This is a genomic window from Streptomyces sp. SID4985, from assembly GCF_009863025.1.
Taxonomy (GTDB): domain Bacteria; phylum Actinomycetota; class Actinomycetes; order Streptomycetales; family Streptomycetaceae; genus Streptomyces.
Window position 1 is genome coordinate 1 of record NZ_WWIR01000306.1, and the last position, 26,347, is coordinate 26,347.

General features: G+C 71.6%; 29 protein-coding genes and 2 pseudogenes. 11 read left to right on the forward strand and 20 right to left on the reverse strand.

Going from position 1 to position 26,347, the window contains the following annotated elements:
• The 9 genes and pseudogenes from GTW40_RS12440 to GTW40_RS12480 form a co-directional block, all read right to left on the reverse strand.
• Nucleotides 1–806 (reverse strand): SDR family NAD(P)-dependent oxidoreductase (locus tag GTW40_RS12440; RefSeq protein ID WP_237525472.1); only part of this gene is annotated, 806 nt, incomplete at its 3' end.
• An 82-nt stretch (nt 807–888) separates the two neighbouring features.
• Entirely contained in the window at nt 889–1,320 is a 432-nt protein-coding gene (locus GTW40_RS12445; RefSeq protein WP_161180233.1) for a gas vesicle protein K, read from the reverse strand.
• Complete coding sequence (locus tag GTW40_RS12450; RefSeq protein ID WP_161180234.1) at nt 1,310–1,561, reverse strand: gas vesicle protein; 252 nt, start codon at nt 1,559–1,561, stop codon at nt 1,310–1,312. Before GTW40_RS12450 ends, GTW40_RS12445 begins: the two co-directional genes overlap by 11 nt.
• Nucleotides 1,558–2,373 (reverse strand): GvpL/GvpF family gas vesicle protein, encoded by an 816-nt coding sequence (locus tag GTW40_RS12455; RefSeq protein WP_161180235.1) that lies wholly within the window; start codon nt 2,371–2,373, stop codon nt 1,558–1,560. The genes GTW40_RS12450 and GTW40_RS12455 overlap by 4 nt, the downstream gene beginning before the upstream one ends.
• 346 nt (nt 2,374–2,719) lie before the next feature.
• Nucleotides 2,720–3,040 (reverse strand): annotated as a pseudogene (locus tag GTW40_RS12460) (gas vesicle protein); the annotation flags it as partial.
• Nucleotides 3,041–3,082: 42 nt separating this feature from the next.
• On the reverse strand, nt 3,083–3,340 hold the full coding sequence (locus GTW40_RS12465; RefSeq protein ID WP_161180236.1) for a gas vesicle protein GvpG: 258 nt from the start codon (nt 3,338–3,340) through the stop codon (nt 3,083–3,085).
• Nucleotides 3,341–3,350: 10 nt separating this feature from the next.
• A complete protein-coding gene (locus tag GTW40_RS12470; RefSeq protein ID WP_161180237.1) occupies nt 3,351–4,064 on the reverse strand; it encodes a GvpL/GvpF family gas vesicle protein in 714 nt (237 codons plus the stop codon).
• Between the two features lie 3 nt (nt 4,065–4,067).
• Entirely contained in the window at nt 4,068–4,544 is a 477-nt protein-coding gene (locus tag GTW40_RS12475; RefSeq protein WP_161180238.1) for a gas vesicle structural protein GvpA, read from the reverse strand.
• A 38-nt stretch (nt 4,545–4,582) separates the two neighbouring features.
• Nucleotides 4,583–4,900 carry a gas vesicle protein gene (locus GTW40_RS12480; protein ID WP_161180239.1) on the reverse strand — a complete coding sequence of 106 codons (318 nt, stop codon included), beginning with the start codon at nt 4,898–4,900 and terminating at the stop codon, nt 4,583–4,585.
• 247 nt (nt 4,901–5,147) lie between these two features.
• Here GTW40_RS12480 and GTW40_RS32620 point away from each other — a divergent pair.
• Nucleotides 5,148–6,243 (forward strand): annotated as a pseudogene (locus GTW40_RS32620) (histone protein).
• The gene (locus GTW40_RS12490; RefSeq protein WP_343245673.1) at nt 6,168–7,088 is read left to right on the forward strand and encodes an SRPBCC family protein; all 921 of its coding nucleotides are present in this window, start codon (nt 6,168–6,170) and stop codon (nt 7,086–7,088) included. Before GTW40_RS32620 ends, GTW40_RS12490 begins: the two are co-directional and overlap by 76 nt.
• Nucleotides 7,089–7,091: 3 nt before the next feature.
• On the opposite strand, the gene GTW40_RS33715 is transcribed toward GTW40_RS12490, so the two are convergent.
• The 4 genes from GTW40_RS33715 to GTW40_RS12505 form a co-directional block, all read right to left on the reverse strand.
• Nucleotides 7,092–7,349 (reverse strand): DUF6221 family protein, encoded by a 258-nt coding sequence (locus GTW40_RS33715; RefSeq protein ID WP_202485786.1) that lies wholly within the window; start codon nt 7,347–7,349, stop codon nt 7,092–7,094.
• 122 nt (nt 7,350–7,471) lie between these two features.
• A complete protein-coding gene (locus tag GTW40_RS12495) occupies nt 7,472–8,389 on the reverse strand; it encodes an aminoglycoside phosphotransferase family protein (protein WP_161180241.1) in 918 nt (305 codons plus the stop codon).
• 164 nt (nt 8,390–8,553) lie between these two features.
• Nucleotides 8,554–10,728 (reverse strand): TerD family protein, encoded by a 2,175-nt coding sequence (locus GTW40_RS12500; protein ID WP_161180242.1) that lies wholly within the window; start codon nt 10,726–10,728, stop codon nt 8,554–8,556.
• A gap of 90 nt (nt 10,729–10,818) precedes the next feature.
• The gene (locus tag GTW40_RS12505; RefSeq protein WP_161180243.1) at nt 10,819–11,412 is read right to left on the reverse strand and encodes a TetR/AcrR family transcriptional regulator; all 594 of its coding nucleotides are present in this window, start codon (nt 11,410–11,412) and stop codon (nt 10,819–10,821) included.
• Nucleotides 11,413–11,466: 54 nt separating this feature from the next.
• Here GTW40_RS12505 and GTW40_RS12510 point away from each other — a divergent pair, with 54 nt between their 5' ends.
• Nucleotides 11,467–12,054, forward strand: a complete 588-nt coding sequence (locus GTW40_RS12510) for a GNAT family protein (RefSeq protein WP_161180244.1) — start codon at nt 11,467–11,469, stop codon at nt 12,052–12,054.
• Entirely contained in the window at nt 12,047–12,538 is a 492-nt protein-coding gene (locus GTW40_RS12515; protein ID WP_343245672.1) for a YbaK/EbsC family protein, read from the forward strand. The genes GTW40_RS12510 and GTW40_RS12515 overlap by 8 nt, the downstream gene beginning before the upstream one ends.
• Nucleotides 12,539–12,542: 4 nt before the next feature.
• Here the strand turns inward: GTW40_RS12515 and GTW40_RS12520 are convergent, their stop codons facing one another.
• Complete coding sequence (locus GTW40_RS12520; RefSeq protein ID WP_161180245.1) at nt 12,543–13,775, reverse strand: MFS transporter; 1,233 nt, start codon at nt 13,773–13,775, stop codon at nt 12,543–12,545.
• A 76-nt stretch (nt 13,776–13,851) separates the two neighbouring features.
• Between GTW40_RS12520 and GTW40_RS12525 the strand changes: the two genes are divergently transcribed.
• Complete coding sequence (locus tag GTW40_RS12525; RefSeq protein ID WP_202485776.1) at nt 13,852–14,268, forward strand: cytidine deaminase; 417 nt, start codon at nt 13,852–13,854, stop codon at nt 14,266–14,268.
• A gap of 23 nt (nt 14,269–14,291) precedes the next feature.
• On the opposite strand, the gene GTW40_RS12530 is transcribed toward GTW40_RS12525, so the two are convergent.
• Nucleotides 14,292–14,789, reverse strand: coding sequence for an inorganic diphosphatase (locus GTW40_RS12530; protein WP_161180274.1), 498 nt, complete (start codon nt 14,787–14,789; stop codon nt 14,292–14,294).
• Between the two features lie 844 nt (nt 14,790–15,633).
• On the opposite strand from GTW40_RS12530, the gene GTW40_RS12535 reads away from it, so the two are divergent.
• The 6 genes from GTW40_RS12535 to GTW40_RS12560 all read left to right on the forward strand — a co-directional run bounded on the left by GTW40_RS12535 (nt 15,634) and on the right by GTW40_RS12560 (nt 20,557).
• Entirely contained in the window at nt 15,634–16,125 is a 492-nt protein-coding gene (locus GTW40_RS12535) for an inorganic diphosphatase (protein ID WP_161180247.1), read from the forward strand.
• 253 nt (nt 16,126–16,378) lie between these two features.
• Nucleotides 16,379–17,692, forward strand: coding sequence for a GAF domain-containing SpoIIE family protein phosphatase (locus tag GTW40_RS12540; protein ID WP_161180248.1), 1,314 nt, complete (start codon nt 16,379–16,381; stop codon nt 17,690–17,692).
• Nucleotides 17,693–17,834: 142 nt separating this feature from the next.
• Nucleotides 17,835–18,110 carry a hypothetical protein gene (locus GTW40_RS12545; protein ID WP_202485777.1) on the forward strand — a complete coding sequence of 92 codons (276 nt, stop codon included), beginning with the start codon at nt 17,835–17,837 and terminating at the stop codon, nt 18,108–18,110.
• Nucleotides 18,111–18,173: 63 nt separating this feature from the next.
• Nucleotides 18,174–19,097, forward strand: a complete 924-nt coding sequence (locus tag GTW40_RS12550) for an LLM class F420-dependent oxidoreductase (protein ID WP_161180249.1) — start codon at nt 18,174–18,176, stop codon at nt 19,095–19,097.
• Between the two features lie 55 nt (nt 19,098–19,152).
• On the forward strand, nt 19,153–19,995 hold the full coding sequence (locus GTW40_RS12555; protein ID WP_161180250.1) for a DUF1684 domain-containing protein: 843 nt from the start codon (nt 19,153–19,155) through the stop codon (nt 19,993–19,995).
• A 106-nt stretch (nt 19,996–20,101) separates the two neighbouring features.
• Nucleotides 20,102–20,557 carry a hypothetical protein gene (locus GTW40_RS12560; protein ID WP_161180251.1) on the forward strand — a complete coding sequence of 152 codons (456 nt, stop codon included), beginning with the start codon at nt 20,102–20,104 and terminating at the stop codon, nt 20,555–20,557.
• A 10-nt stretch (nt 20,558–20,567) separates the two neighbouring features.
• Here the strand turns inward: GTW40_RS12560 and GTW40_RS12565 are convergent, their stop codons facing one another.
• The 5 genes from GTW40_RS12565 to GTW40_RS12585 all read right to left on the reverse strand — a co-directional run bounded on the left by GTW40_RS12565 (nt 20,568) and on the right by GTW40_RS12585 (nt 26,321).
• Nucleotides 20,568–21,587, reverse strand: a complete 1,020-nt coding sequence (locus GTW40_RS12565) for a LacI family DNA-binding transcriptional regulator (protein ID WP_161180252.1) — start codon at nt 21,585–21,587, stop codon at nt 20,568–20,570.
• Nucleotides 21,588–21,668: 81 nt separating this feature from the next.
• Nucleotides 21,669–22,754, reverse strand: a complete 1,086-nt coding sequence (rhaS, locus tag GTW40_RS12570; RefSeq protein WP_161180253.1) for a rhamnose ABC transporter substrate-binding protein — start codon at nt 22,752–22,754, stop codon at nt 21,669–21,671.
• A 15-nt stretch (nt 22,755–22,769) separates the two neighbouring features.
• Complete coding sequence (locus tag GTW40_RS12575) at nt 22,770–23,777, reverse strand: ABC transporter permease (protein WP_161180254.1); 1,008 nt, start codon at nt 23,775–23,777, stop codon at nt 22,770–22,772.
• Nucleotides 23,770–24,828: an ABC transporter permease gene (locus GTW40_RS12580; RefSeq protein ID WP_161180255.1), complete on the reverse strand. Its 1,059-nt coding sequence runs from the start codon at nt 24,826–24,828 to the stop codon at nt 23,770–23,772. The genes GTW40_RS12575 and GTW40_RS12580 overlap by 8 nt, the downstream gene beginning before the upstream one ends.
• On the reverse strand, nt 24,825–26,321 hold the full coding sequence (locus tag GTW40_RS12585; protein WP_161180256.1) for a sugar ABC transporter ATP-binding protein: 1,497 nt from the start codon (nt 26,319–26,321) through the stop codon (nt 24,825–24,827). Before GTW40_RS12585 ends, GTW40_RS12580 begins: the two co-directional genes overlap by 4 nt.
• Between the last annotated feature and the right edge of the window lie 26 nt (nt 26,322–26,347).

The window sequence follows — 26,347 nt, forward strand, 5'->3', positions numbered from 1 at the left end:
CGGGTCGTGAGGTCGGGCGCCACACCGTGCGCGAGGGAAGCGAGGCGGGCGGCGGGGGTGAGCACCAGCCGGGGGCGGCGGCGCTCGACGGCCCGTACGATCCGCCGCGCCGCCCGCTCCGCGTCCATGGACAGCAGGGGCGCGCCCGCGAGGGCGGAGAACCAGGCGTACTCCGCCTCGGCCTGCCCGCCGAACTCCGCCTGGAGATGCGAACCGGTGCGCATCAGCCCGGGGTGGACGGTCGTCACGCTCACCGCGCTCCCCGCCGTCTCGGCGCGCAGCCCCTCCCCCAGCGCGCGCACGGCCGCCTTGGCGCACGAGTACGGCACCATGTGCGGCACCGACAACAGCCCGCCGACCGAGCCGACGAGCCCGAGCCGTCCGCCCACCGGACTGCGGCGCAGATACGGAAGAGCGGCCAGGGACGTGTTCAGGGCGCCCTCGAAAATGGTGGCCGAGGCGTCGCGGAAGGCCCGGTTCCCGGCGATCTCGGCGGGGGCGACCTGGATGACACCGGCGTTGGCGATCACCACGTCGAGCCCGCCGGACGCCTCGGCCGTACGCCGCATCGCGTCCGTCACCGCGTCCTCGTCCCGTACGTCGCACGGGACGAGCCCCACGCGCCGCCCGGTCCGCTCCCGCATCCAGTGCGCGGCCCGCACCAGTTCGTCGGTGTCCCGGGCGAGCAGGGTCACCCGGCAGCCCCGCCGGACCAGGCACTCGGCCATCAGCAGCCCGAGCCCCCGCGACGAGCCGGTCACCAGGGCCGACAGACCGTGGGGCATGGTGTACCGGGGAACCGCCATGTCCTCACCTCCTCCCCGCGCCGCAACCTCCCGAGCACGGCACGCTCACCGAGTACCCCCGCGCCGGTACGTCAACAGCGGCTCAGTCGGCCGGTGGCAACAGCGTCCCCAGCGGGCCGAGGTCGAGGTTGAGGTCGTCCATGGTGAGCCCGTACCGCGCGCACAGGGCGTTCATCCGGTCGTGCAGGATCATCAGCGTGGCCCCGAGCCGCTCCTCCTGCTCCTCGGTGAGGTCCCCCTGGTCGACCCGGTGCAGCGCCTGCCGCTCCATGAGCTGGCGCAGGAGTTCCACCAGCGTGAGGACCAGCCGGACGAGGTCCCGCTCGACGGTGTCGGGGTCGGAGCTGATCCGGCGCGCCGGTGAGCGGTCCCGGCCGCCGGAGGGGGGCAGCTCGCCGGGCGCGGCGGGCAGCAGTCGGAAGGCGCGCTCGGCGGCCTCGGCGACCTCGGCGAAACGGTCGTCGGCGGTCTCGCCGGAACGGCGCTCGGCACCGCCCCTCTCCTCAGCCGCCATGCTCGTCCCCCGGCCCCAGCGGCAGCGCGAACGGCGACGGGCTGTTCTCCCCGATCGACACGATCAGCGCCCGCAGCGACACCCGCACCAGGTCGATGTCGGCGATGGACAGCACGACATCCCCGGTCAGGACGACCCCGCCGCTCAGCAGCCGGTCCAACAGGTCGATGAGCGCGACCTGCCGCTGCGGCAGGGGCTCGTCCGAGGACGAGGGAGACGGCGAGGGGGCGTTCGCGTTCACCGCACCGCCCCCGTCGGCGCGTCGTCGTACCCGGTGGCCGGTGTGGCGAAGGAGTACGGCACCCAGGGCCCCGTGACCTCCACCCGGACGCCCGGCAGCCCCTCGGCGGCGCGGGCCGCCTCGGCCCGGAACGCCTCGGAGTCCTCGCCCGCCACGAGGTAGGCGTCGTTGACGACGTTCTCGCCCGCCCCACCCGCGAGGGCCCCCTGCTGCACCCGGTGCCGGGCCCGCTCGACGGCGTACCGCCGCCCGGCCGCCTCGACCGCCCCGGCCGCCTGTTGCGCGACGCGGTGGACGCTGTCGCGGTGGGTCTGCTGCCGTCTGCGGCCGCGCAGATACGACCGGCCCGGGGTCAGCTCCGCGGTCTGCTCGGTCCCGGGTTCCGGAGCGGCCGACGCGGGGTCGGCGTAGATCTTCACGCCCCACTCGACGTGCCCGGCCAGCCGGTCGAGCCGGGACGCGAACAGCTCCCGCCCCTCGTCCAGGGTGCCCCGCGCCCGCGCGTCGTCCAGGTACACGGTCGCCAGGCGCAGCGGCAGTACGGTCGTCCGGGCGCCCAGGGTCTCGATCACCTGGTGATGGGCGCGGGCGACGGCCTCCAGCCAGTCCAGGTCCTCCAGGTGCCGGGCGAGCGCGTCCTCGCGGAAGTCCTCGGCGGGGACCTGCCCGGTCACGAGCAGCAGCGTGTCGTCGTGGGCGGAGGGCAGCAGCCGGACGGGAGCTCCGGCCACCCCGTCGAGCGCGGCGGCGGCTTCGTCCAGGCCGTCGGCGGCGCGGGCCACGGCGTAGGCGTAGGTGAGGAGGTCACTCATCGCGCATCCGTCGCCGACTGCGGGTCGCACGCGGTCGCTCTGCTCGGGACCGCTCCGTACGCGACTTCTCCGTACGTGACCTCTCCGTACGCGTGCGCGGTCTCTTCGTACGCGGCTTTTCCTCCGGCTCGACCGGCTCCTCGGCCTCCTCCGGCTCCCCCGCCTCCTCCGCCTCCTCCAGTTCCTCCGCCTCTTCGGCTTCTTCCGGCTGCTCCGCCTCGTCCGGCTCCTCGGTGTCGATCAGTTCGCCGTCCTCGATCAGTTCGCCTTCCTCGGCAGGCTCGTCGGCCTCGGCCGCTTCGAGGACCTCGGCTGCCTCACCGGCCTCGGCGAGCTCCCGCTCCTGCCGCAGCGCCTCGATCTCCTCGCGCAGCCGCCGGTTCTCGTCGGCGAGCGACCGCTGCCCCTCGCCCCGGGCGCGCGAGGACAGCGCGGGATCGTGCTCCCACCAGTCGATGCCCATCTCCTTCGCCTTGTCGACGGAGGCGACGAGCAGCCGGAGTTTGATCGTGAGCAGTTCGATGTCGAGCAGGTTGATCTGGATGTCACCCGCGATGACGATGCCCTTGTCGAGCACCCGCTCCAGGATGTCGGCGAGGTTGGCGGAGGAGCCCTGTCCGTACTGCGGCGCCGCTCGTGACGGTGAGGAGCCGAGCCGGTTGCCCATGGGATCAGTCACGGTGGTGGCCTCGTGTTCCCTCGCGCCCGATCAGGTCGGTCCGGGCCCGCCCTGCCGGAACGCCTGGATCTCGTCCAGCCGGTCGAGCAGTTCGTCCTCGCGACGGTCGAAGGTCTCCTCGTCGATCTCCCCGGCGACCAGCCGCCGTTCCAGGCCGGCGAGTTCACGGTGGATGGGCGCGGGGTCGTAGTACTCGTCCTCGGCCGCCTCCAGGACGCGCTCCAGCACCCAGCCGACGCCGCGCACCGGCGCGAGCGGCAGGGTCACGAGCTGTGTGAAGAGACCCATGCGATTGTCCTCATACGAAGCTGTAGGGCGGAAGAGGCCCGTGCAGCCGCAGGTCGAGGTCGTCGCCCAGCTGATGCGCGACGCTCAACTCGGTTGTCAGGAAGGCTTCTTCCTGGTCTTCGGGCACCAGAAAGGACACGCTGAGGAAGTTCTCGCCGGTCGGCTGGCTGGAGTCCACGTCCCGCGCGAACGGGCGCAGCGCCTCGACCACTCCCGTGGCCAGGGCCTCCTGCCGGGCCTGCACCTCCCGCGCGACCATCTCACCCAGGCGGACCGGGGCGCCGACATCGGCGGTACCTGCGCGGATCGCGTCGTTGAGCTCCCGTGCCGCGCTCGATTCCTGGAGGATCTGCCGCAGCAGGGTGTCCTCGTCCTGCGACGCCTTCAGGTGATATTCAGAACACCCTTCGAGTGCCCGCAGCCGCTCGGTGTATTCATCGGCCCGCTCCTCCAGCGCGGCCCGTACGGCGTCGTCGTCCTCCGCGACGAGCCCGAAGCGCAGCGGCAGTACGGTGCCGTCGGCCATGAGGCGTTCCTGCACCTCCTGGTGCGCGCCGATGTCGCGGCGCTTGGGCCGCAGGTTGTCGGGCGCGTCACTGACGACGGCGCACAGCGCGCCCGCCGACACGGCGCGCAGGCCGGACGGGGACTCGCCGACCGCGCGCAGGCCGTCGAGGCGCAGCGGGTGCTGTTTTCCGGTGACGGAGTAGATGTATACGGCCATGGCTCATTCCTTCTCGCGGGCCGAACTCCGCTCCCGCCGGGAGGTCCGCCGGGCCGGACGCCGTTTCCTCTCCACGGGCTCCTCCTCCGCTTCCTCTTCCTCTTCGTCCTCGTCACCGCCGGTCACGCCCTTGAGGGAGTCGGTGACCGCCTCGACGGCGCCGGTGATCGCGCCCTTGGACTTGCCCTGCGCGCCGCTCTCCATCGAGTCGCCGACGATGTCGGTCAGCTGGGCGGGGGCCTTCCGGCCGGATTCGAGGTCGAGCCGGTTGCACGCCTCCGCGAACCGGAGATACGTGTCGACGCTGGCCACGACGATGCGGGCGTCGATCTTCAGGATCTCGATGCCGACCAGGGACACACGGACGAACACGTCGATGACGAGTCCGCGGTCGAGGATGAGTTCCAGGACGTCGTAGAGGCTTCCACCGCCGCCACCGCCTTGGGCGACTGGTCCTCCGCCTTGTGGCACCAGGCTCATGGCGCCTCTCCCTTCACCGGCCGCCCGGGCGCCTCGCCTCAGCCTCGCCGGTCGATCTGTCCTCGGGTGTAGCGGCGGGTCCTCTCGTACGCCATGAGATCGCCCTCCTTGTCGAGGGTGACCCGGTACGTGGCCATCACACTGGTGGTCTCGGGGACTCGCTCCAGTTCGAGTACCTCGACATCGGCTTCCCACCCGTCATCCGTGGGTTTCAATGCGGAGACCGACTCCGGAGAGCGGCCGAGCAGCTCGCTCAACTGCTCGGCGGCGGTGCGCATGGCCCATGCGGCGTTGCCCTTGCCGGTTCCGCGACCGCTGCCGGAGCGGCGCTTGGCGGGTTCTTGTGCTGCGGCCATGGTGTCTCCGGTGATCGGATCTCTCCGCTGGTTGGGAGGGGGCGCCAGATTCCACGCGCGAACATACACTTTCATCATAACGGCGTATATGTCGCACGAATGTCGGCCGGTGTCGCCCCAGCGCACCGCGGCGGGCGGGTGCGGCGACGGTTCGCCGTACGTCTATGTCTCATGATCGCGGGCTGGGCCCGGGGCTGTCGTCCGGGAGAGCGGGCACCCGTCCTGCCGCTCTTGGAGGGACCGTTTCATGAACGACACGACCAAAATCGCTCTCGCCGCCGCGGTCGCGGGTGGCTATGTGCTCGGGCGCACCAAGAAAGGGCGTCTCGCTTTCGGCCTGGCGACGTACCTCGCCGGCCGCCGTTTCGGGCTCAACCCGCAGCAACTGCTGACCGAGGGCCTGGGACGGCTGGGCGAGGTACCGGGCGTCGCCGAGCTGAACGAGCAGGTGCGCGGAGAGCTGCTGAACGCGGGCCGCAAGGCGCTGGTCGCCACCGCCGACCGCCGGCTGACCGGCCTCGCCGACTCCCTGCGCGAGCGCACACTGCGCATCGGTGAGAAGGAAGAGGAAGAAGAGGAGTACGAGGAGGAGCCGGAAGAGGTCGAGGACGAGGCGGAGTTCGAGGAGGAGGAAGAAGAGGAAGAGCCCGAGGAGGGCGAGGAGGAAGAGGAGCCTCGCGGGGAGGAGGAAGAAGAAGAGGAGGAAGAGGAAGAAGAGGAGCCCGAGGAGGAAGAAGAGGAAGAGGAACCGGAGGAAGAGCCGGAGGAAGAAGAGGAACCGCGCGCCGACGAAGAGGACGAGGAAGAGGAAGAAGAAGAGCCGGAGGAAGAAGAGCCGGAGGAAGAGCCGGAGCCGCCGCGCCGCCGTCGCCCCACCGAGGGTGCCGCGAAGAAGCAGGCGGCGCCGTCCCGTTCACGTAAGCAGGCTGCCGCCAAGAAGGCACCGGCCAAGAAGGCACCCGCCAAGAAGGCACCGGCGAAGAAGACCGCGCAGAAGCAGGCGGCGAAGAAGTCCGCGCCCGCCGCGAAGAAGCAGGCACCGAAGAAGGCGGCGGCCAAGAAGACGGCGGCCAAGAAGGCACCTGCGAAGAAGGCTCCCGCCAAGAAGGCCCCGGCCAAGAAGGCAGCGCCCGCGAAGAAGAGCGCCGCGAAGAAGACGGCTGCCAAGAAGAGCGCCGGTCGGGGGAGGTAGGACATGGCCACCAAGGAAGGCGTCAAGGACAAGGCGGAAGGCGCCAAGGACAAGGCGCCGGGATCGGGCCTGGACATGCTCCGCGACGAACTCGTCGACTACCTCGGCGCCCAGGCGGAGCACCTCGTCGGGAAGACCGGCGACAAAATAGCCGACCTGACGGATCATCTGCTGGACAGTGCCGACAACGGCGGCGGCTTCCTCACCGGCGTCGGCAGCCGCATCCTCCACGGCGAGTCCCCGCTGAAGGCGATCGTCAGCGAGAAGGCCGGGAACATCAAGGACAGCGTGGTCGGCAAGGCGAAGGAGATGTTCGGCGGCGGCAAGGGCAAGGGCGGCTCGGGCACCACCAAGGTCATGAACATGATCGAGGTGCTGGACGTGGGCGTGCCACTCCGCATGGCGTACGACCACTGGACCCAGTACGACAAGTTCAGCGGCTTCACCAAGGGCGTGCGCAACGTCAGCCGGCACGACGAGATCAGCAGCGACTGGAAGGTGAAGGTGGGCCCCTCGACACGCGGCTGGAAGGCCACGGTCGAGGAACAGATCCCGGACGACCGGATCATCTGGAACTCCGAGGGCGCCAAGGGCACCACCCACGGCTGCGTCAGCTTCCACGAACTGGCGCCCAGCCTGACCCGCATCGTCCTGGTCGTCGAGTACTACCCCTCCGGCTTCTTCGAGAAGACCGGCAACATCTGGCGCGCCCAAGGCCGGCGTCTCCGCCTGGACTTCAAGAACTTCCAGCGCTACGTGACGTTCGCCGACGAAGAGGTGGAAGGCTGGCGCGGCGAAATCCGCGACGGCGAGGTCGTCCGCAGCCACGAGGAAGCGATGGAGGAGGAAGAACAGGAAGAGCCGGAGGAGGGCGAGGAAGAAGAGTACGAAGACGAGGACGAGGAGTCCCCGGACGAGGACGAGGACGAGGACGAAGGGGACGGCGAGTACGAGGACGAAGACGAGGAGTTCGAGGAGGAGGAAGAGGAGGGCTGAACCCTACGGGCGCCACTCCTGACGGTAATCAGGGTGCTCGGCGTAGGACTGCGCGAGCACCCTGAGCCCGTAAGTCAGCCCTTCATGGCGTGCGTCCGCCGGTTCCATCGCCTCGTACTCCCGGGCCAGCATGTCGATGAGGTCGAGCATCGGCAGGTGACTGTCGAGGAGGGCGTCACCACCGAAGCGGTGGGCCACATCGGCGTAGGCATGACCGTCCGCCATGTTCCGGTCCCGAAGGAACTTCACGAAGCCGCTCACCGGCTCATCTTGTCGCACTGGCGTCACCTACCATCAAGTGCCTTTCGTGGGAGGCCAGTTCTCCCGCGCTCCCGACGAAGGCCGGCCCGCAGCGCGGTGGCAGGCGTTCGACCTGGCCCTGGTCATCCGCGTACCGTCGCAGCGAGGCGCTCCAGCGACGCCCGCCCCGGAGGCCCCCAACTCGGCTTGCCCCCAGGGCGTCCCTCGTCGCCCGCGTGTCCGATGTGGAGGCAGGCCAGTGCGCGCAGCACGGCCCAGCCTCGGGCGCGGCGGAGGGTCGCGCGGTCCGGGGTCGGCTGGTACGTGGCGTGGAAGAGGTCGGTCGTGCCGTCCGGGAGGAGGATCCAGGCGGCGGCCAGGTCGAAGGCGGGGTCGCCCGCGAAGAGGTCGCCGAAGTCGATGACGCCGCAGAAGGTGCCGTCGGCGGTGAGGACGTTGGCCGGGTGGAGGTCGCCGTGGAGCCAGAGGCGGGGGCCGGTCCAGGGGGGCGCGGCAGCGGCGTCCTCCCACACCTCACGGAGGGCGGAGGGGTCGCGGATCAGGCCCAGGTCGGCGGCGGAGGCGAGCGCTCCGGTGAAGGACTCGGCGGTCTCGGCCAGCCGGCCGCCCCGGTCGCGGCCCGAGGGCGCGCGGTCGGGGGCCGGGCGGTGGAGTGCGCTCAGGAAGGCGGCCAGGGCGACCGCCGCCTCGGTGGGGTGCGTCGCGGGGGCACGGTCGGCGGGCTCGCCCGGTACCCAGGTGGTGACGAGCCAGGGGCGCGGGAACCGTTCCGAGGGCTCACCGAGCCGCTGCGGTACGGGAATCGGCAGCGGAAGCCGCGGGGCGAGCCCCGGCAACCAGGCGTGCTCCTTGCGCAGCAGCGCGTCCGCCGACTCCGTCGCCCAGGGCATCCGGACCGCGAGGTCGTCGCCCAGCCGCCACACCTGGTTGTCCCAGCCGAGCGCTCCGAGCTTCAGGGGGCGATCCGCGAGGTCGGGACACTGCTCGCGCAGCAGCTCCCGGACCAGGTCCTCGGTGATGTCCATCTGGGTCGCTGTCATACGGAGCAACGGTAGCGGGGCGGCGGCCGGTCCGGGCTTCACCCTCGGCCGCCACGCGCACGCGCACCTGCCGGAAAAGTCGAGGACGAGGAAAGCGAAAGGGCTGGTTCATTGAAAGTGAGAAGGAAGCCCCTTCATGGCCTCGTCTCCGGCGACTCTAACAGTCACGCCGGAATCAAGTCGCGCAGATTTTCCGGGGTGATGACCACCGAGTCCGGGTGCAGCCCCTCCGGGCGCTCCAGGCCGATGTAGGTGACGGGCCCGGCGGGAAGCGCCGCCTCACCGTCCCACACCGTGACGTCCGTGGCGCGATCGGACACCAGGCCGACCACATGACGCACCGTCAACTGCTCACGCTCGACAATGCCCCGCAACAGCAGCGCCGCCGACACCCGGTTCTCCTCCACCCGGTTGAACCCAGGGCTCCCCTTGAGATACAGGTGCAGCCACTTCGCCCGCCAACTCCCGTCCTCCGCCCGCACGAACGCCAGCGGCAGCGCCACCCGCCCCGGCCCCCGCAGCTCCGACTTCATCCGCACCGTACGCGGTTCGAACGGACGCCCCACCTGCTCGGCATCCCGCAGCATGAACCCGAAGAAGGACTCCTCGACCTCCTCGAACCCCTCCCCGGAGTAGATGTTGACCTGCGGCACGATGAAGTCGCCGCGCACCACGCCCAACCGCAGGTTGATGAACTCCGATGCCCCTTCGGGCGCGTCGGTGATGTCACCGGAGTGCTCGCCCTCGACCTCCTTGAGCGAGGTGTACGACAGCCAAGTGACCGTTTCGTAGCGGGAGTTCAGCAGTAGGGCGGAGAGGTCGTAGTCCGTGCTGCGCCGCTTCTGCTTCCAGTGCACGAAGAAGCGCAGCAGGTCCCCCTCCACCGCCGAGAGAGAACCGCGCGGAAGCACCCCGAGACCTGCGGTGGTCGCCCTGCCGCTGAGCGGGAGCGCCACGTCGAGGACGGCCGGGTCGACGAGCAGCTGCCCTGGGTCGGGCAGCCGGCGGCGCGTCTCGGCGTCCAGGACGGCGAGCAGGCGCTCGCGCGTGGACGCGGGCAGAGCGGGCCGGGTGTCGGCCTCGGCCCAGGCACCGCCGTGCCGGTTGACGAACACCCGCCGCGCGTCCGCCCTTTCGCGGTTGCCCACGTGCTCGCGCACGGACAGCAGGACCCGCCCGGAGACCTCCGGAGCGGCCGACTCGGCGGCAGCCACCACCGCTTCCCGCTCGTCCGGTGTCGCGGCCGTACGCAGCAGCCGGTCCAGGGCGCGGAACAACTTGCCCGGAGCCGACCCCAACAGCCGTGCCGCGCCGCCGACATCGCCCGCGCCGAGCAGCTCCTCGACGCGGCTGTCGAAGGACGGCGCCTCCTTCTCGCCCCGCGCGACGGCGAACACCTCGGCTGCGTGCGGCCACCGCTCCGCGTACTCGTGCGCGTGCAGCCGCTCGCCGAGCCGCTTCCACCGCTCCCGGTGCGCGTTCACGTCCGCGAGCTTGGCGGGGCTCGCCGCCACCACCGAGTCGAGCGCCGCGAGCAGGGTGCGCCGTACGGACCGCGACGGCGAGCGGAACCGGGTCGGCCCGACCAGGGTCACATCGCCGTCCGACAGCGCGCACGCCAGGCGGAGCACATCGGTGACGGTGTCCACGACGAGATCCGCCCCCGCCTTCAGCCGGGCCCGGTTGACGACGGCGCGGTTCTCCCGGACGGGTATCTCCTCGGGCTGCGGTCCCGTCGCGCAGCGCCCGGCGAGGGTCACGAGGTCACGCAGGCCCTCCTCGCCCAGGGGTGTGGTGCTGCCCGCGAGGGCGAGGTAGAGCGCCGTGACCTCGTCGTCCAGGGGGCCGCCGAGGTGCAGGACGGTCATGCGGTCACCCGCCGCGGCGATCAGTTCGTCATGGGCGGCGAGCATCTCGGCGTACGAGTGGCGGTAGTTGCCGTACGCCGGGAGAGTCAGCAAGTCGACCAGTCCGGTGCGGAGTTGGGCGAGTGTGTTCTCGCGGGACGACTCGTCGGCGAGCGCGTCGGCGATGCAGTCGGTCCAGAAGTCGTACGTGTCCGGCACGTTGGCCGGGAAGTCCACGAAGTAGACGTTGTGCCGGACATGATCGCCGACCATCTCGCGGACGGTCCCCAGCGTGCGCCGCGCGATCACGGTGACCGCCTTCGGCTCCAGTCCCGACAGTCGCGCCAGCAGCTCCGCCGAGAGCTTGAATCCCATGGACATCAGCACGGCGTCGAACTGCCGCGCCACAACGTCCCCTTGACCGGCCGGGCCGGAGGGGACCGGGAGTCGGAGGGTGTGCCGGAGAACCAGGGATTCGAGACGGTGGATCATCGGAGCATCTTCGCAGCGCACGCCGGGGCGGGTCATCGGAGTTTTTCCGGCACGGACACCGGCACCGGCACCGGGACCGCCCCCGCCGGGTCAGGCCGCCGCGAGAGACGCGAGGAAGTCGTCCAGCATCGCGGTCTGCACGTCCCCCGAGAACCGGCCGGGGTCGAAAAGGGCCTGGACGACCAGCCCATGGGCGAACGCGACTGCGGTGGCGGCAAGTTGGTCCGGATCGGCACCGGCGGGGACTTCTCCCAGGTCGCGGGCCGCTTCGAAGTGCGGGTACATGGTCGCGCGCAACCGTGCGTAGCGTTCGGCCTGTTCGGCGGCGAGGGCGTCGTCGGCCAGCGACAGGTCCCACGAACTGACCCAGATGCGGTTGCGGGCGGTGTCGTCGGGGGTCAGCGGCAGGATGTCGAGCAGCATGGCCCGGACGGTGGCGAGTCCGGGGGTGGGGTGTTCGCGGCGGGGCCGCCCCGCCGTGTTGCTCTCCAGCAGGCTCAGGGCGTGCGCGATCAGGGCGCGTTTGGTCGGGAAGTAGTGCATGAGCATCCCGGTCGAGACGCCCATCGCGGCGGCGACGGCACGCAGCGTCAGTGCGCCGAACCCCTTCTCGGCGAGCACCTGCCACACGGCACGGCTCACGTCCTCACGGCGGGATTCATGGTCGACGGGTGCGGGTGGCATACTGCTACCTTACATACCGAACGTTTGTTACGTACCCAGGGAACGAGGTGCCCCGTGTTCGCTCTGCCGCTCGGTGACCAGGCTCAGCTCCGCCCGCTGGAGCCCTGGCAGGCCCAGGAGTTCCTGGAGCACATCGACCGCGCGCGGCCCACGGTGGACCCGTGGATACCCTGGGCGACCTTCAGCACGGACCTCGAATCCGCCACCGCCACCCTCCAGCGGTACGCCGACCGCCAGGCCCAGGACTCCGGCCGGATCTACGGCATCTGGCTGGAGGGCACCCTGGTCGGCGGTGTCATGTTCACCCACTTCGACACCGCCTCCGGGGTGTGCGAGATCGGCTGCTGGCTGGAGGCCGCCGGTGAGGGGCGCGGCCTGGTGAACCGGGCCTCCCGGGTCCTGATCGACTGGGCCTTCCACGAGCGCGGGATGAACCGTGTCGAGTGGATGGCCGCGTCGGGCAACACCCGCAGCACCGAGGCCGCGCGCCGTCTCGGCCTGACCCGCGAGGGCGTGCTGCGGCAGCGCTATCCGTACCGGGGGGTGCGGCTCGACAAGGAGGTATGGTCGGTCCTCGCCGAGGAGTGGCCCCCTGCGGCGGCCGACACGACCGGAGCACCCGAGGGAGTCACCCGTGCGTGAACGAGTGGAACGCGTCCAGGCGGCCCTGCGCGCGCACGGCAGCACCGCCGACGTGGTGGAACTGCCGGTCCCCGCGCCGACGGCGGCGGCCGCGGCCGCCCAGCTCGGCTGCCCCGTGGGCGCCATCGCCAACAGCCTGGTCTTCACCGCCGCCGGTGAGCCCCTGCTCGTCCTGACCAGTGGCGCCCACCGCGTGGACACCCGCCTGGTCGCCCGTCTCCTCGACGTGAGCCGGAACAAGATCCGCCGCGCCGACCCCGACTACGTCCTCACCGTCACGGGCCAGGAGGTCGGCGGGGTGGCCCCCGTGGGTCACCCGGGCCCCGTACGCACCCTGATCGACACCACTCTGGCCGTGTACGACCATGTGTGGGCGGGCGCCGGGATGCCGCACACCGTATTCCGCACCACGTTCGCGGAGTTGGTGAGCATCACGGGTGGGGAACCGGCCGTGGTCGCGGACGAACGGGCCACCCCGGCCTGATCGTTCAGGCCGCGCGGGCCACCTCCACGCCCCGGTCCGAGCGCAGATTGCGTACGCCCGGCACGAGGGCCGTACCGGCGCAGACGACGGCGACCAGGACGGCTGAGGCCGCGAACGGCACGCGTGCGCCCCAGAGGTGCAGGGCGACGGGGGCGACGATCACGCCGAGCGGCTGTGCGGCGAGCGAGAGCAGCCAGTCGTAGGAGCTGACCCGGGCGAGCACGTGGTGCGGGATGGCCTCCTGGACCGTGGTCTGCCAGGTGGGGCTGAGGAAGCCGAGGCCCGCCATGGCGATGCCGTATCCGGCGACCAGCAGCGGAACGGGGGCACTTGCCGCGAAGAGCGCCAGCGGCAGGGCGTAGGTCGCCAGGACGAGGTTTCCGGCGAGCACCGGGCGCCGCGGGCGGGCCCGTCCGGCCAGCAGTGATCCGGCGAGCAGACCGATGCCGCCCGCCTGGGTCACGGCGATCCAGGCACCCTGCCCGCCGAGCCGGGTGACCGCCACGAGCGGGCCGAGGGTGAGCAGCACGTTGGCCACGAGGTTCCACGCGGCGTGGGCGACGAGGCTGGTCCAGTACCAGTCCCGGGCCCTCACTTCGGCCCAGCCCTCGACCAGCCCGGCGCGGATGGCGCGGCGTGCAGGCGCCGAACTCCCCTTCTGGTGAAGCCGGATGAACGGCATCAGGGACGCACTGGCCGCGAAGGCGGCGGAGTCGAGCACGAAGACCCAGCCGATGCCGACCACCCAGATCAGCAGGCCCGCGAGGGCGGGACCGGCGAGCAGCGCAACGCTTTTGGCCACCCCCATCAGCGAGTTGGCCTTCTGTCGCGCCGGACCGGAGACCGGCGCCACCCGTACGAGAAGCGTCGCGAGGTTGGACAGGCTGACGGCGGAGGCCGCGCCCGCCACCGCCTGGGCCGCGGCGATCACCGCGATCGAGGCGTGGCCGGTGAGGAGTTGGAGGGCCACGACGGCCTGGGTGAGGAGGCGGGTCGCGTCGGCGCCGAGGGCGACCCAGCGGGGGTTGTAGTGATCGGCCAGCACCCCGGCAACGGGCAGCAGGAGCAGCCGGGTTCCGAGAGCGCAGCCGAGCACCAGCGCGAGGGCGGTCGCCGATCCGGTGAGCTGGACGACGGCGAGGCTCAGGGCGGTCGGCACCAGGGCGTCACTCAGGGTGGACAGGGTGCGGCTGATCAGGAGCAGACGGAAGCCCGGCAGACGGAGGGGATGCGTCACGCCCGCATACTATGGGGGCCCGGCCGCCCGGCGGCGACCCGCCCTGATCAGCGAAATGACCCCCAGAGGTGGAGAGTTGACCATGCAGAGTCCCGGCGTCGACCACGAACTCGTCCAGGCCGCGACCCACCTCGTCCGCACCCGCGCCCGCGGCGACAACCACACAGTCGCCGCCGCGGGCCGCGCCCCGGACGGCCGGATCGTCACCGCGCTCAACGCCTACCACTTCACCGGCGGCCCCTGCGCCGAACTCGTCCTGATCGGCACGGCGGCCGCCCAGGGCATCTACGACCTGGACACCGTCGTCGCGGTGGGCGACCGCGAACGCGGCGTGATTCCCCCCTGCGGCCGCTGCCGCCAGGCCCTCCTCGACTACTTCCCCACCTCGCACGTCGTCGTCGGCACCGGAGACGACCTGCGCACCCTCCCCATCACCGCCCTGCTCCCCGAGAGCTACATCTGGTCCGACCACCAGCTCGACGCCGCCGACTGAGTTCGTCGGCCACGCGGGCCCGGTCAGGTGCCCTGGTGCGCCGGTGCGGCGGCGCGGGCGCGGGAGGCGGCGATCTCCGCGTACGCCTGCTCGCGGCCCTCCCAGTGCGAGCCCTCGACGGACTTGCCCGGCTCCAGGTCCTTGTAGACCTCGAAGAAGTGGGTGATCTCCATCCGGTCGAAGTCGGGGATGTCACCGATGTCCTGCACGTCGGCGTAGCGCGGGTCGTGCGCGGGGACGCAGAGGATCTTCTCGTCGGGACCGTGCTCGTCCCGCATGACGAACATGCCGACCGCCCGGCACTCGACGACACAGCCGGGGAACGTCGGCTCGCCGGTCAGCACGAGCGCGTCCAGCGGGTCGCCGTCGCCGCCGAGGGTGCCGTCGATGTAGCCGTAGTCGGCCGGGTACTGCGTGGAGGTGAACAGCATCCGGTCCAGGCGGATGCGGTGCAGTTCGTGGTCCATCTCGTACTTGTTGCGCGAGCCCTGGGGGATCTCCACGGTCACGTCGAGTTCCATCGTTTCCTCCTGGTGGCGGGTGCGGTCGCCCAGCGCGTGCGGGTGCCGGTGCGGACGTACGGCGTGGGCGAGGGGCCGGGCGTGGGGGGGGCGGGACCGTACGACGGCGCGAGGCGGATGGCGGCCGCGGCGGGGAGTCTCACCGGAGGCCGACGGAGCGGCGAGGACCGGAGTGGCGGGTGCGGGCATGATTCCTCCTGGTCGCTTCGTTGGACCAGGGACCGTCAGCGGCGGATGCCGCGGTTCACGGTGAGCCCCATCACCGGCGCGCTCGGCGCATTCGTAGTATGCCCGGCGCTGTGCCGTGGCAGGCATTCAGCGTACGCCGAACGGGGCGTGTCGGCCGAGCGCCCCGGGTCGTCCCGGTCGCGGCCCGCTCCCCTGGCCGCGCCGCGCCCCGCGAGGTGCGGTAGGAGCCGATCTCGTCGCCATTTGGAGGTCGTCTCGATTGGTGCGTATGACGGGCACCTGTCATCGGTGCCGGATTCGTGTGACCCAGGCCGTGCGGCCTCGGCCGCCCGCTCTTCGTACCGCCGCGCGCACGCCCCGTGCACTGCCCGCCGCGCCTTGGCACCGGAGGGCGGCCACTCCAGCTCCTCCGTGAGCCGTGCGCGCCCCTGGTGTCCTTGCGGCCCTAGCCTCACAGCCGGGCTCGCCGGAATCGACCGATTCCACGATATCCGCCCCGTCAGGTCCGCTTCGCGTGGTTGGTCCCCGCCTCCGTGCGGGAAGAATGGTGGTGCCGGGGGCGATGGGGCTCGCCCTGTGACCGCATGGCGACCGTGCTTCGACCGTGCTGATGGCCTCTGCGTGGATGGTGTGCGCATCACGGGAGGTGGCTGCGATGGAGTTCCTGGTCACGGTGGACGCGACGATCGGCTCGCCGTTCGCCCCGCCCGACGGCTCGGACGGGCACGACCTGATGAGCGCGGGCTCGACGCGGGTGACCGGCTACCCGGTCGGCGCGGGCTGGATCGGCGACACCCTCACCGGACAGGGCGGTACGGTCCCCGTCCTGCTGCTCATGGAGGAACCCGCGCTGCCGGACCGTACCGTGCGGGCCCGTCCCGTGGCCCTGCTCCACGCGCTGGTGGACGGCCGCCCGGAGACCCGCGTGCTGTGCGTGCCCGCGCACGACGCGAACTTCGCCTCCCTCGGCAACGTGAGCGCCCTGCGCACCTGGCACGCCGACGAGGACACCGTCGCGACCGTACTGCGCCGCTTCGACCGCTCCCACCGCTGGCGCGTCATGGACTTCGAGGGGGCCACTGCGGCGGAGGAGTTCCTGACGGAGGCACGGATGGCGTACGAGCAGCTGACGGGAAGCCTGGAGTGAGGGGTGCCGCAGCGCCCGCGCCCTCACGTGATACGCGACCAGCCGCGCGGCCAGTTCACGGAACTTCCGCTCCACGAAGCCCAGTTGGGGTGTTATCGCGACCTGGTCCGTCCCTCCCGCGCGTACACACCGGCCGCGACCTCGATCACGCACCGCGAGCTGGATCGACGCCAAACCGCCGGAGGCAACACGCTGAGGTTTCCGAACCAAAGGCACCAAAGGTTAGAAAGGGGGCACAAGGATAGGGAGTGCGATGAAACAGGACGATCCACCACAGCCCGAAGCCATGTCCGACGCGTCCGCTCCGGAGGCCTCCGCGGCGCGGCTGCGGCTGCTGGCCGAGGCGAGCCGCGCGCTGGCGTCCAGTCTGGACGCCGGGGAGGCGCTGCGCAGGCTGGCCCGGGTGGTGGTGCCCAATCTGGCCGACGCCTGTGTGATCGACGTGATCGAGGGCGACGGTCTGCGGCGGCTGACGGTCACGGACCGTGACCCGGAGCGGGCGGTACGGGTGCTGCCGGGCTCGTCCCTGCCCGCGCCGGACGAGTCGGCGGCCGAGCTGGCCAAGGTGCTGCGCGGCGCGGGCCCCGTGGTGATCGACCGCTTCGGCGGGCCGGAGCCGCACGACCCGCTGCGGGCCGCGCAGTGGCGGCTGTACCGCAGCCTGGGCGCCGAGACCGCGCTGATCGTCCCCCTGCGCGCCCGGCGGCAGGCGCTCGGCGCGCTGACCTTCGTCCGGCGCGCCCCCGCGACCCCCTTCGACGAGCAGGAACAGGCGCTCGCGGCCGACCTCGGACACCGGGCGGGCCTCGCGCTGGACAACGCCCGGCTCTACGCGCTTCAGCAACACACCGCCGAACAGTTGCAGCTCTCCCTGCTGCCGGACCTGTCCGGCGTCGGCGACGTACAGCTGGCCGCCCGCTATGTGGCCGCGCGCGAGCGGGCCGAGGTGGGCGGCGACTGGTACGACGCGTTCCGGCTGCCCGACGACTCGCTGATCCTCGCCATCGGCGACGTGGTCGGCCACGACCTGACCGCCGCCGTCCGCATGGGCCAGTTGCGCAACATGCTGCGCGCGCTGGCCTACGACAGCGGGGACGACCCGGCCGGCACGATGGGCCGTCTGGACCGGGTGATGCAGGGCCTGACCGCCGTCGAACTCGTCACGGCGGTCATCGCCCGCGTGGAGACACCGCCGGACGCGCCCTGGCGGCTGCACTGGACCAACGCCGGGCATCTGCCGCCCCTGCTGGTCTGCCCCGACGGCCGCAGCGACCTCCTGGAGGAGGGGCACGCCCCCATCCTCGGTGTGGACCCGGGCCTCGACCGCGACACCGCGACCGTCACCCTGCCGCCCGGCTGCACGTTCCTGCTCTACACCGACGGGCTGGTGGAGCGCCCCGGTGAGGACATCGGGCGCGGTCTGACCCGGCTGCGCCAGTGCGCGACCGCGTTCGCGGACGAGCCGTTGGAGGTCTTCCTGGACGAGCTGCTCGCCCGGATGGGCGACGACCGGCAGGACGACATCGCCGTACTGGCCATGCGCGTTCCCTCCGGTCCGCCCCGCTGAATCCGTCCGCCTTCGGGAGGTACACGCGCCCGCGCACCCAACTGCTCCACCGGGCAGCAGACTTGGGCGCCTCGACCAAACGCCGGTCCGCGCGGCGCCTGCTGTGCGAGACCCGCGCGGTGGCCGAACTCGGCGCCGCAACGTGCGCTTCGCCGTGATCGGCCCCGGCGCCGTCGACACCGAACCCTTCGGCCACCAGCAGCCGCACGTCCAGGAGAGCGACGAGCGATTCATCGCCGGTATCGAGAAGTTGCACCCCGAGGACATCGCCGACACGGTCGCCCACGTCACCACCAGCCCCCGCCGCCGCGCCATCAACGAGATCGTCATCCGCCCGACGGACCAGGCGGTCCGAGCGCCCTTCCATGTGGCCCGCGCACATGTCTGCCCCGGACACACGGCTGCCCCGTACACATGACTGACAAGAAGCTGTCACAAAAGAACCGGAATGCAACCCCCGCCGAGGGCCGTTTCCACTGACATGACTGTGGGAGTAGCGCTCAACGCGGCCGACGCGCCGAATCAGGTGGACGCCACGGTGCGGCTGGCCCAGGAGGCCGCGGCCGCCGGGGTGCGGTCGGCCTGGTTCGGCCAGACCTTCGGTGCGGACTCGCCCCAGCTCGCGGCGATCGTCGGGCGCGAGGTACCCGGACTGGAGGTGGGCACCTCCGCGATCCCCGTCTTCGGCCGCCATCCGCTGCTCGTGTCTAGCCAGGCGCTCACCGCCCAGGCGGCGACACACGGCCGCTACCACCTCGGCCTGGCCCTCGGCACGAAGCTGCTGACGGAGACCGGCTTCGGCCTGCCCTTCGCACGCCCCATCGCCCGCCTGCGTGAATTCCTCACCGCGCTACGACAATTGACGCAGACCGGGACGGCCGACTTCCACGGCGAGCTGCTGACCGCGACCACCCCGGTCCCCGCGCGCGTACCGGGCGCCGACGGCGGCGTCCCCATCCTGGTCGCCGCGATGGGACCACAGGCGCTGCGCGTCAGCGGCGAACTGGCGGACGGCATCCTGCCGTACCTGGCCGGACCGCGCGCCCTCGCCGACCACGTCGTCCCCGCCCTGACCGCCGCGGCCGAGGCCGCCGGCCGTCCCGCACCCCGCGTCGTGGCCCTCGTCCCCGGTGTGGTCACGGACGACGTGGACGCGGTGCGGCAGAAGGCCACCGAGTACCTCGCCTTCTACGAACAGATCCCGTCCTACGCCCGCGTCCTCGAACTCTCCGGCGCCCGCCGCGCCTCCGACGTGGCCGTGATCGGCGACGAGAAGACGGTCGCGGCGGGGGTACGCCGGTACCGCGACGCCGGTGCGACAGAGGTCGTCTTCTCCGGCACGGAGATCGCGGGCGACGAGAACCGCCGCCGCACCTGGGCCCTGCTCGGCGAGCTGGCTTCCTGATCCCGTCGTCACACCGTGCCGCCGTACACCACTCTCGCGTATGAAGGAGCCCCGTATGACCACCGAAGCGACCACGACCGACCTCCGTGCCTTCACCGAGGACTGGCTGGAGTGGTACCGCGCCCACGAGGCCCGGCTCGCCGCCCCGCACGGCTTCCTGTCGATCACCGGTCTGCACTGGCTGGACGACCACCCGCAGCGCTTCCCCGACGCGCCGGGCACCTGGCACACCGGCGGCGAGGGTGTCGTCGTGCACTTGGACGAAGGCGAAGAGTTGCTGGTGGACGGCGTGCAGGTCCGGGGCGAACACCACTTCGGCGTCCTCCCCGAGCGCGGCGGAGTCGACGCCGTCTGGGGCGACGCCGTCATCGAGATCGCCAAGCGCGGCGGCCACGACATCGTCCGCCCCCGCCACCCGGACGCGCCCCTGCGTACGGCCTTCACCGGCACCCCCGCCTACGCCCCCGACCCCCGCTGGGCCGTCACCGGCCACTACATCCCCTTCGACGTGCCCCGCCCCACCACCGTCGGCGCCGCGGTCGAGGGCCTTGAGCACGTGTACGACGCTCCGGGCCGGATCGAGTTCGAACTCGACGGCCACGTGCTCTCGTTGACCGCTTTCCCGGGCGCGGGCGAGGGCCGCCTGATGGTCCTGTTCACCGACGCCACCTCCGGCGTCACCACCTACGCCGCGAACCGCGCCCTCACCATCGACCCGCCCGCCCCCGACAGCACGGTCCTCCTGGACTTCAACCGCGCCGCGAACCTCCCGTGCGCGTACACCGACCTCGCCACCTGCCCGCTGCCTCCGACGGAGAACCGGCTGCCGGTGGCGATCGAGGCGGGGGAGAAGATTCCGCGGGAGCGGGGGGGCGTGAGCGGGGTGCTCGACGCCTGAGGCGGGCCGTGGGGGCGTGAGGCCGAGGTGCCCGTGGAGGTCGACAGCGGCCTTCGCTGGACGGGAGCTCAACCTCACGCCGCCGACGACAGGACACAATGCGGCCGTGGACCTGAGACCGGAGCTGTTGCCCCCGCCCGTGAGCCCCCAGCGGCTGGACGCGCTGTGCCACGACATCGAGCGGATCGCTGAGCTGCTGCTCCGCGGAGCGGAGAACGCGGACGACGAGATCAGGGCCTTCAACGCGAAGACGGGTCACCACTACGTGGCACCGGACTTCACCGAGTACGACGGCAGCCGAAGCCTGAGCGCGTTCGCGTCGGAGGCCGCCCGCCCCGCCCGGCCCCGGATCGCGGACATCACCACGGACGAACTCACCGAGCTGGTCCGCAGAGTCCTCGCCGACAGCCCGGAGTCCGGCTATTACCTGCGGCTCCTCCGAGCCAACGTGCCCCACCCCCGGATCGGCGACCTGATCTTCCACCCACCGCCCGAACTGCGCGAGGCCTCGGCCGAGCAGATCGTCGCCGAGGCCCTCGCTTACCGGCCGATGCCCCTCTGACCAACCCCGCTCATCGCGCCACCAGACTCGACCCCCGCACCACCAACTCCGGCTGCAGCACGACCCGTTGGTGCGTATGGCCGCCCGCCCCCGCCTCCGTCTCCTCCAGCAGGAGCTCCGTCGCGAGCGCCCCCATGGTCACCGCGGGCTGGCGCACAGAAGTCAGGGGTACCGCCGAGGCCGCCGCGAACTCGATGTCGTCGTAGCCGACGAGGGCCATGTCCTGGGGGACTCTGACTCCGGCCGCGTAGAGGGCCTGGAGGACGCCCAGGGCCAGGAGGTCGTTGGCGCAGAAGACGGCCGTGGGGCGGTGGGCGAGGCCGAGGAGGCGGGCGCCCGCGTCGCGGCCGGCGGCGACGTCGAGGCGGTCGGTGGGGAGTTCGCGCAGGGCTTCGGGGGGCAGGCCGGCCTGGGCGAGGGCGAGGAGGGCACCTTCGCGGCGGTCCTTCACCTGGTTGAGCTGGGGCGGACCGCTGACGTAGGCGATGGAGCGGTGGCCGGTGTCGACGAGGTGGCGTACGGCGAGCAGTCCGCCCGCCACGTCGTCCACGGAGACGGAGCACTCGGTGGTGCCCTCGGCGACCCGGTCGACCAGGACGAACGGGATGCGGTGGCGGCGGAAGGCGTCGATGTTGCGGCCCGTGGCGTCGGCGGGGGTCAACAGGACGCCACGGACGCGGTGTTCGGCGAAGAGGGAGAGGTACTCGGCCTCCTCGGCGGGACTTTGGCCGCTGTTGCAGACCATGACCCCGATCCCCGCCTCGCGGGCGGCGCGTTCGGCTCCGCGTGCGACGTCCACGAAGAAGGGGTTGCCCATGTCGAGGACGAGCAGGGAGATGATCCGGCTGCGCCCGGCGCGGAGTTGGCGGGCGCTCTCGCTGCGGACGTAGCCGAGCCGGTCGATCACGGCCTGGACGCGCAGCCGGGTCTCCTCGGTGACCGTCTCGGGGCGGTTGATGACGTTCGAGACGGTGCCCACCGAGACCCCCGCGTGCCGGGCCACGTCCTTGATGCCGACTCTGCCTGCCATGCGCGCCTGTGCTCCGTTCCGCCGTCCCCCACCCCGCGTCCAGCCTATGCCGGGCGCGACGCACCGCCCCCGGGCGCCGGGTCAGAAGTTGTACTGGTCGATGGTGCCCTTGTCGAAGACGGTGGGCTTGCCGAGGTCGACGACGCCCTGGTCGCCGATGGTGAAGCTGCCGAGGTTCCCGGCCTTGAACGTCTCGCCGCGCTGCCCGGTGATCTGCCCGGAGGAGAGCGCGACGGCGGCGTGCGCGGCGAGGGCGCCGAGCTTGGCCGGGTCCCAGAGCTCGAAGGCCGCGACGGTGCCGTTCTTGACGTACCGGCGCATGTCGTTGGGGGTGCCGAGGCCGGTCAGCTCGACCTTGCCCTTGTACTTGGAGCCGGACAGGTACTGCGCGGCGGCCTTGATGCCGACGGTGGTCGGGGAGATGATCCCGGCCAGCTTCGGGTGCTCCTGGAGGAGTCCCTGGGTCTGCTGGAAGGACTGCTGGGCGTCGTCGTTGCCGTAGGCGGTCGCGACCAGCTTCATGTCCTTGTACTTCGGCTTCTTGAGTTCGTCCTTCATGAACTCGATCCAGGTGTTCTGGTTGGTGGCGGTCTGCGCGGCGGAGAGGATCGCGATCTCCCCCTTGTAGCCGAGCCGTTGGCCGAGCAGCTGGACCTGGGAGCGGCCGAGGGCTTCGGCGCTCGCCTGCGAGACGAACACGTCGCGGCACCCGGCGTTGGTGTCGGAGTCGTAGGTGACGACCTTGATGCCGTTCCGCATGGCCTGCTTGAGCGCGGTGCACAGGGCGCCGGGGTCCTGGGCGGACACGGCGATGGCGTCGACCTGTTGCTGGGTGAGGGTGTTGACGTAGGAGACCTGGCCCGAGGTGTCGGTGGCGCTGCTCGGGCCGACTTCCTTGAAGGAGGAGCCCAGTTGCCTCAGCGCCTGCTCTCCGCCCTTGTCCGCGACGGTGAAGTAGGGGTTGTTCACCTGCTTGGGCAGGAAGGCGACCGTAAGTCCCTTCTTGGTGGCGGCGTTCGGGTCGGCGTGGGCGTGGGACGCCTTGGCGCCGCCGTCCTCCTGGGCCACGGATTTCTTGGTGGTGCCCCCGCACGCGGTCGCGGTGAGGGCGAGCGTGATGACAGCGGCGAGTGCCGTACTCGCCTTGCGGATCGCGGGAGTTGACATCGCGGGTGGTTCCCTTCAGGAGGCGTGCGTCGGGACGGTGGCCGCAGCGCCGCGCCCGGCCCGCGCGGTGGTGATCCGGCGTGCGAGGCGCGGACCGAGCACGGAGACGACGAGCAGGACGCCGGTGACGACGATCTGGGACTGCGCGGAGACGTCGAGCAGGCTCATCACGTTCTGCAAGGTGCCGAGCAGGAAGACCCCGGCGAGGGCACCGCCGAGCGTGCCCCGGCCGCCGTCGAAGGAGACGCCGCCGAGCAACACCGCTGCGATGACGGAGAGTTCGAGTCCTGTGGCGTTGTCGTAGCGGGCGCTGGCGTAGTGCAGGGCCCAGAAGATCCCGGTGGCGGACGCCATCAGGCCGGTGGCGGTGAACAGGTACAGCTTCTGCCGCTTCACCCGGATTCCGGCGAACCGGGCCGCCTCCTCGCCCGCGCCGATGGCGAAGAGAGACCGTCCGAACGGGGTGGCGTGCAGGGCGACGACGGCGACGGCGAGCAGGACGAGGAAGGGCGGCAGGGCGTACGGGAGGAAGGTGCCGTCGATGCGGCCCGCCGCGAAGTCGAGGTACTGGCCGGGGAAGTCTGTGACCGCGTCGGAGCCGAGGACGATCTGCGCGATGCCCCGGTAGGCCGCCAGGGTGCCGATGGTGACGGCGAGGGACGGCAGCCCGAGGCGGGTCACCAGGAGGCCGTTGACCAGCCCGCACACGACGCCGAGCAGCAGGCAGAGCGGGATGATCGTCTCGATGGCCATTCCGGCGTTCCACAGGGCGCCCATCACCGCCCCGGACAGTCCGGCGGTGGAGGCGACCGAGAGGTCGATCTCGCCGGACACCACCAGCAGCGTCATGGGCAGCGCGATCAGCGCGACCGGCAGGGTGTTGCCGATCAGGAACGACAGGTTGAGGGCGTTGCCGAAGCCGTCCACGAAGGAGAAGGACAGCAGGAGGAGGACGAGCAGGAGGGCGCCGACTATGGTGTCCCAGCGGATGGCGCGCGCCAGGGGTGTGGGCGTGTCAGCCATGGTGGCCTTCCCTCCTGTTCGACAGGGACCGTTTCTTCAGGGCGCGGGCGACGCGCAGCGCCACGATCCGGTCGACGGCGATGGCGAGGACGAGCAGGACGCCGTTGACGGCCAGCACCCACACGGAGCTGACGCCGAGGGCGGGCAGCACGCTGCCGACGGTGGTGAGGAGCAGGGCGCCGAGTGCCGCGCCCCAGACGCTGCCGGAGCCTCCGGTGAAGGCGACGCCGCCGACCACCACGGCGCTGACGACGGTGAGTTCGTAGCCGCTGCCGGTGGAGCTGTCGACGTTGCCGAAGCGGGCCAGGTAGAGGGCTCCGGCGAGTCCGCTGAGGGCACCGCAGGCGGTGTAGACGGCGAGGACGCGCCGTCGTACGGGGATGCCGGCCAGGCGTGCCGCCTCGGGGTTGGAGCCGAGGGCGTACAGTTCGCGGCCGCCGCCGTAGTGGCGCAGGTAGGAGGCGGTGGTGACGAGTACGGCGAGGGCGATAAGGACGAGCCAGGGGACGGCCCCGATGCCGCCGGAGCCGAAGTCGACGAAGCCGCCGGGCAGGTCGGAGGCAGTGATCTGGCGGGAGCCGACCCAGAGGGAGTCCAGGCCCCGCACGATGTAGAGGCTGCCGAGGGTGACGACGAGGGCGGGGACCTGGCCGAGGCTGACGAGGGCGCCGTTGAGCAGCCCGCAGCCGATGCCGAGGGCGACCGCGAGCAGGATCGCGGCCGTGACGGAGCCGCCGCTCTGGAGATGGTCACCGGCGGCGAAGGCGCAGAGGCCGAGGACGGAGCCGACGGACAGGTCGACGTTGCGGGTGACGACGACCAGCGCCTGGCCGGTGGCGACGAGGACCAGGATCGTCGCGTTGAGCAGGAGGTCCTTGACGCCCTGGGTGGAGAGGAACGCGCTGTTGCCCGCCTGGGCGACCACGATCATCACCAACAGGACCAGGAGGATGGCGAGTTCGCGCAGTTTCAGCACGCGGTCGACGAGCCGGGTGGCGCGGGAGCGTTCCGGTCCGACGGCCGGGGCCTGCGGGTGCTCGGTGACGGTCATGCCGCCCTCCCGGTGGCCGCCGCGAGCACGGATTCCTCGGTGGCGGCCGCGCGCGGTATCTCGGCGGTGAGCCGTCCCTCGCGCATGACGAGGACACGGTCGGCCATGCCGAGGATCTCCGGCAGATCGGAGGAGATCATCAGGACGGCGACCCCGTCGGCGGCGAGCCCGGACAACAGCCGGTGCACCTCGGCCCGGGTGCCGATGTCGATGCCGCGCGTGGGCTCGTCGACGATGAGCACCCTGGGCCCGGTGGCGAGCCACTTGGCGAGGACGACCTTCTGCTGGTTGCCGCCGGACAGGGTGCTCACGGCGTCCGCGAGGCGCGCGTACTTGACCCGCAGCCTGGCCGCCCAGTCGACGGCCCGGCCGCGTTCGGCGCGGCGGCTGCTCAGTCCGGCCCGCGTGGTCGTGCGCAGTCCGGTCAGGCCGATGTTGCGCTCGATCGACTGGGCCATCACCAGGCCCTGGGCGCGCCGGTCCTCGGGGACGAGGCCGAGACCGGCCGCCATGGCGGCACTCGGGGCGCCCCCGGTCAGCGGCTTCCCGCACACTTCGACCGATCCGGCGTCCCACCGGTCGACGCCGAACACGGCCCGCGCGACCTCGCTGCGACCGGCGCCGACCAGGCCCGCGAGCCCGACGATCTCCCCGCGCCGCACCTCGAAGGACACGTCGGTGAAGACACCCTCCCGGGTCAACCGGCTTACCCTGAGTGCGACTTCACCGATCTCGGCGGCTTGTTTCGGATAGAGCTGATCAAGGTCCCGGCCCACCATGCGGCGTACGAGATCGTCCTCGGTGAGCCCCTCGACGGGCTCGCTCGCGATCATTCTGCCGTCGCGCAGGGTCGTGACGTCCTGGCAGAGGGCGAAGATCTCCTCCAGGCGGTGGGAGATGAACAGGATCGCGGAGCCCTGTTCGCGCAGCGTGCGCACGACACCGAAGAGGCGGGCGACCTCGCTGCCGGTGAGGGCGGCCGTCGGCTCGTCCATGATCAGGACGCGGGCGTCGAAGGAGAGCGCCTTGGCGATCTCGACCAGCTGCTGGTCGGCGATGGACAGACCGCGCGCGGGCCGCTCGGGATCGAGGTCGACGGCGAGCCTGGTGAACAGGTCCCTGGCGGCGGCGTTCATGACCTTGTGGTCGACGCGCCCGAGGGAACGGCGGGGCTGCCGCCCCATGAAGATGTTCTCGGCGACCGACAGATCCGGAAAGAGCGTCGGCTCCTGGTAGATGACGGCCACCCCGGCGTCGCGGGCGTCGGCCGGGCCGTGCAGGACGACCGGCCTCCCGTCGAGCAACAGGGCACCGGCATCGGGGCGGTGGACGCCCGCGAGCGTCTTGATGAGGGTGGACTTCCCGGCGCCGTTCTCGCCCGCCAGGGCATGGGCCCGGCCGGCGTACAGCTCCAGGGAGACGTCGTGGAGCGCGCGGACGGCACCGAAGGACTTGCTCAGGCCCTGCGCGGCCAGGACGGGGGGCTCCGGCATGGTCACACCGATCAGTCGGGTGAAAG